Origin of the sequence: Capnocytophaga sp. oral taxon 329 str. F0087 (assembly GCF_000213295.2) — a bacterium.
GTDB classification, from domain to species: Bacteria; Bacteroidota; Bacteroidia; order Flavobacteriales; family Flavobacteriaceae; genus Capnocytophaga; species Capnocytophaga leadbetteri_A.
Genome location: NZ_KN390035.1, coordinates 11,117 through 15,608, shown reverse-complemented (window position 1 = coordinate 15,608; position 4,492 = coordinate 11,117). Strand labels below are relative to the sequence as shown.

Here is a 4,492-nt window from a genome sequence, read left to right as displayed (position 1 = left end):
GGGTAATGACGCAAAGCATAAAAAGCCGAGATAACATCTTGCAACCCGGGTTGAAAACTGATTTCGGTGTTGTTTCCGTTCTCTACATTGTTAATTTTTACCTTGTTTTCGGTGTGATTGAAGTACATTTTGAGGTATTTGGTATAACCGCCTTCGTAGATGTTGCGGATAAACAAGCGCGGTTTGCCATCATTGATGCCAAAGTAACTTTCGTATACATCATCTACTCTGAAAAATACACGAGCTAAGCCCGTAGTAGAGCCTTTGCCAATAGCGTGGTATACTTTTTCGCCATTGTACATCTCTTCTTTTAGCGATAGGGTAGCCATACTGGCATTGAAGATACCATATCGCACTTTGAAGCGCAACCACTCTCCGTTTTTGAAGGGCAAATCGGTTGTTTGCCCTATCAGTAAGCTGCTAAAGCATATACAAAATACTGTAATTAGGTTTTTCATAGTGTTAGGTGTTAGTTTTTAGGGGGTATTTAATCAATTAGTATGCCAAATGAATTAGCAAATTAGCAAATTAGCAAATTTGAAAATTGGCTAATTGTCGGATAGGCGTTTTTTGCGCTCTTCAGTAAGCTCGGTAAAGTTAAACCGGAGGGCAGGTACTTGAGGTTCGAGTTCGCCTCTGTTTATAGCGCGTAGTATGATTTCCTCTATCCAATAATCTTCTTCTACGTTATGAGGGTCATATTCTTTTTTGAGCGATAGGTCGTACAGCCAAGCGGTTTTGTTATACCAATAGGCATTCCAACCATTGCGCAATTCCTTTACAAGGTTATAGGCAGTTCTACCTGTTTGACGGTGAATGAGTTTGATGAGGATACGCCCTTGTGAGCGTGAGAGTTTTTTCAGCTCGTCAGTAAAGTGTTCTTCTATATAATGCTGGGTGCGCTTGATGTACACTCTTTTTTGGCGATTGTTCTGCATAGTATCCATAGTGTGCTGCATAGCGCTTAGGCGATCGGCTGCCATTTTGGCGTACGGATAAACACGCTTCACCCTACTGCGCAAGAGGAGGTAGCGTTTTTGAGCCTCGAGGTCGGCAAAGGAGCGCTCTTTACCAAAGAGGTTAATCTCGGTAAGCTGAATAGTGTCGCCTGCGTAGAACTTTTTGTCGAATATAAACAGCGTATCGCGTATTTGTGCCGGTAGTAGGGGGCAGGCAATAAATAAAAAACAAATGACGAATAAGTGTTTCATATTACTATAGTTTTATTCTCTTCCTACAGCTACCATTTTGAGTGCTGTGACAGCGGCCTCAACGCCTTTGTTGCCTAATTTGCCGCCACTGCGGTCGAGTGATTGCTGTAGGGTGTTGTCGGTTAGGACACAGAAGATAACAGGGACATCGCTCTGTACGGCATTGAGGTGGGAGATGCCTTGTGTAACCCCCTGACATACAAAGTCGAAGTGCTTTGTTTCGCCTTGTATGACACAACCTATTACTATGATAGCGTCGGCAGTAGTAGTGTCGAGCATACGTTTGGCTGCGTGTACGAGCTCGAAGCTGCCCGGTACAGACCAATTAATGATGTTTTCAGGCGCTACACCACAGTCCTTTAGGGTGTTGATAGCCCCTTCGCGCATTCCGTGCGTTACTTGTTCATTCCACTCTGAGGTGATGATTCCTATTTTGAAATCTTTAGCGTTAGGAAGGGTACTTTTGTCGTACTGAGATAGGTTTTTATTTTCTGTAGCCACTTTTTAATTATGAATTTTGAATTTTTAATTATGAAATAACAGGTAACAAGTAATGCTTGCTTACCTGTTACCTGCTTTCTTATTATCTGATGTATATTATTAATAGCTTATTTTTCCGATAAGGATATCGACGGTGCGCGCTTCTTCTGAAGTAGGAAATTCATCTTTGATACGCTCATAATACTTCAGTGCATCGTCTTTTTTGCCTTGAAGGGTAGCTACGATACCAGCTTTTTTGAGGTATATAGGCGTGATAAAGTCGTTTTTGCTGTATTCGAAGGCTTTCACGTAGTAATTAAGCGCCTCGGCAGGATTTTTCTGTTGTAGGTAAGCATCGCCGATATTGCCATAGGCTAAAGCGCCAAAGATGTCGTCAGAAGCATCGAATTGCTTTAGGTGGTTGATAGCATTGGTGTAATCGCCTAAACGCATATACGCCATACCCATACTGTACTCAGCTAAATTAGCCGCTTTGGTACCGCTGTAGTTTTGAACTATTTGCTCAAATCCGTACTTACCTCCACCGCCTTTGATGGATACTCTAAAGAGTGAATCTTTAGCTTTAGCATCGGTAGCTTCCATAGCCTCATCGAAGACTTGTTGCGCGAAGAAGAGTTCGTTAGCGGCATTCTTTTCATTAGGAGCCTTTACGAACTGTTGGTATAGCAAATAGCCTAATCCTACCACAGCGATAGCTACGAGAGTGATGATAATAGGCTTTTGGTTTTTGCGTACCCAATCTTCGGTGCGGTTAGCGCCAGCATCGAGGGCGTCAAACACTTCGGCGGTAGTACTTTCTTGGTGTAAATGAGCTTCGTGAGCTTCTTCTAAGAGCTCGGTGTCTTTGTGTCTATTAGGTCGGTTGTTGTTCTTTTTGTAAATTGCCATATATAATTTTCATTAAAGTTCGGCAAAGGTACAACAATTATTTTAAATAGCAAAATTATTTTTTTTTGATTTGCCAATTTGCTAATTTGTCAATTTGCCGATTTGTAGATTTGCATTATTTGCAGCGTTTTGCTGTTTTGGTTGCTAATTTGACAAAAGAGATTCCTTAGGTATTCTATATTCTTCCTGTATTCATTGTATATTCTTTCTGTACCCTTAATCTATTTGCTGATTTGGTAATGAAATGATGAGAGAGTTGATAAATTGGCAATTTTATAAATTGGAAAATTTAACTATCTTTGCCCTTATGAAAAAATATCTATACCTATTATTAGTATTGTTAGGGGCTTGTAGTTATGAGGATACTCCGCCTGAGCAGGCTCTGTATTGCTGGAAAACACAGGTGCAATTTTCGGCTGAAGAAGCTGATTTTGTGAAGAATAACCGGATAGAACGCCTTTATATTCGCTATTGCGATGTGGGGTTGCGCGACAATGCACCCGTCCCCATCGCACCTGTAGATATTGATACCCTTAGCGTACAAGGCAAGACGGTTATACCGGTTGTCTATCTTAAAAATGAGATTTTTAACCCTGAACTTACCGAAGGAAACTCTACCTATATAAGTACGCTGGCGCATAAATTAGGTGATTATATTGAGCAAATCAATAGGTATTACCGCCTTAGGGTTAATGAGGTGCAGTTTGATTGTGATTGGTCGCTTTCTACTAAACAAGCGTATTTCAGTATGTTGGAGGCGTTTAAGAAGGAGTATCCTTATCAGCTTTCTGCCACTATACGCTTACACCAAGTGAAGTACAGAGAGGAAACGGGCGTGCCGCCGGTGGATTATGGGGTGCTGATGTACTACAATATGGGGCGCATCACCGCTACGGGGGCTAACTCTATCTATGACCGCTCGACCGCTTTGCGTTATTTAGGCAAGCTTAGAGAGTACCCGCTTCCTCTTGATATTGCTCTGCCGATGTTTGCTTGGGGTGTGCATTCGGCTGATGGTCAGGTGCTTAATTTGGTAGGGGGACTTACGCACGCCGAGGCACAGGCTATCAGCACCTTAGTACGCACGGATGACCCTGATATTTATAAGGTGGCTGAACAAACCTATTACAAAGGGCGGGTTTGGCAAGCTGGCGACCTGATAAAAATAGAAGAAGTGAGTGATGCTCAGCGCAAAGAAATGTTAGCAGACCTTAGAGAACACTCTTCTGAACCTATCAGGAGGGTTATATGGTTTGTAGGGGCAAATTTGAGTGAGTAAATAATCCAATTATTTATTGTATCTTTGCCCAAAGTTCCTGAATTTTGGTGTTCTTTTTTTCTCAAACACAAAATTACTAATTTTCGGGAACTTTTATTTGAAAAGTTTAAACTGCTTCGATATAAAAGTTGAGAAACATAATCATTAAAATTATCCTCTATGGTATTTGAAGATATAAAAAAAGAGAAAATTGATGAAATGTCTTATAATGAATATACTTTATATTCTCTTTGGAACACAGAGAGAATGTTCTCTTTGTTTAATAAAAGCTTCTTTAGGTTAGAAACTATTAACATTTTATTCAGAATGAAAAACTATTTATGGAACTTCCTATATAATAATGTGAGAGACTTATCAATAGAAAATAAATTAGAAAATTTAGAGAGTTTATTTCTGACTGAACAAGATAATGTTATTGCTCTAAATATGATTATCTGCTTAGATACTACTTATAATTGTGTAATTAATAGAAAGAATAAATCTTTTACTACTTTTTATTATGTTTATGATATAATTCAACAAATAATTCTAATTAAATCAAACAATATAAAAATAATAACAGACGAAATAGAATATATTTTAGATAACAATATGTTTATCAAAGATGAAATTA

At 39.4% G+C, this 4,492-nt stretch carries 6 protein-coding genes; 2 read left to right on the top strand and 4 right to left on the bottom strand.

What is annotated here, in order from left to right:
- The 4 genes from HMPREF9074_RS09685 to HMPREF9074_RS09670 form a co-directional block, all read right to left on the bottom strand.
- On the bottom strand, positions 1-458 hold a 458-nt coding region (locus HMPREF9074_RS09685; RefSeq protein WP_034540469.1), incomplete at its 3' end, for a DUF3108 domain-containing protein.
- Positions 459-548: 90 nt separating this feature from the next.
- Positions 549-1,211: a DUF4294 domain-containing protein gene (locus HMPREF9074_RS09680; protein WP_009389294.1), complete on the bottom strand. Its 663-nt coding sequence runs from the start codon at positions 1,209-1,211 to the stop codon at positions 549-551.
- A gap of 12 nt (positions 1,212-1,223) precedes the next feature.
- On the bottom strand, positions 1,224-1,712 hold the full coding sequence (gene ribH, locus HMPREF9074_RS09675) for a 6,7-dimethyl-8-ribityllumazine synthase (RefSeq protein WP_009389295.1): 489 nt from the start codon (positions 1,710-1,712) through the stop codon (positions 1,224-1,226).
- Positions 1,713-1,811: 99 nt separating this feature from the next.
- Positions 1,812-2,600, bottom strand: coding sequence for a YfgM family protein (locus HMPREF9074_RS09670; RefSeq protein WP_009389296.1), 789 nt, complete (start codon positions 2,598-2,600; stop codon positions 1,812-1,814).
- A 307-nt stretch (positions 2,601-2,907) separates the two neighbouring features.
- Here HMPREF9074_RS09670 and HMPREF9074_RS09665 point away from each other — a divergent pair, with 307 nt between their 5' ends.
- Both HMPREF9074_RS09665 and HMPREF9074_RS09660 read left to right on the top strand, forming a co-directional pair.
- On the top strand, positions 2,908-3,879 hold the full coding sequence (locus tag HMPREF9074_RS09665) for a hypothetical protein (RefSeq protein ID WP_034540474.1): 972 nt from the start codon (positions 2,908-2,910) through the stop codon (positions 3,877-3,879).
- A 159-nt stretch (positions 3,880-4,038) separates the two neighbouring features.
- Positions 4,039-4,492 (top strand): hypothetical protein (locus HMPREF9074_RS09660; protein ID WP_034540467.1); only part of this gene is annotated, 454 nt, incomplete at its 3' end.

Coding starts and splice junctions, on each gene's coding strand:
- HMPREF9074_RS09680 (WP_009389294.1), bottom strand. CDS start 1,211: ATGAAACACTTATTCGTCATTTGTTTTTTATTTATTGCCTGCCCCCTA.
- HMPREF9074_RS09670 (WP_009389296.1), bottom strand. CDS start 2,600: ATGGCAATTTACAAAAAGAACAACAACCGACCTAATAGACACAAAGAC.
- HMPREF9074_RS09665 (WP_034540474.1), top strand. CDS start 2,908: ATGAAAAAATATCTATACCTATTATTAGTATTGTTAGGGGCTTGTAGT.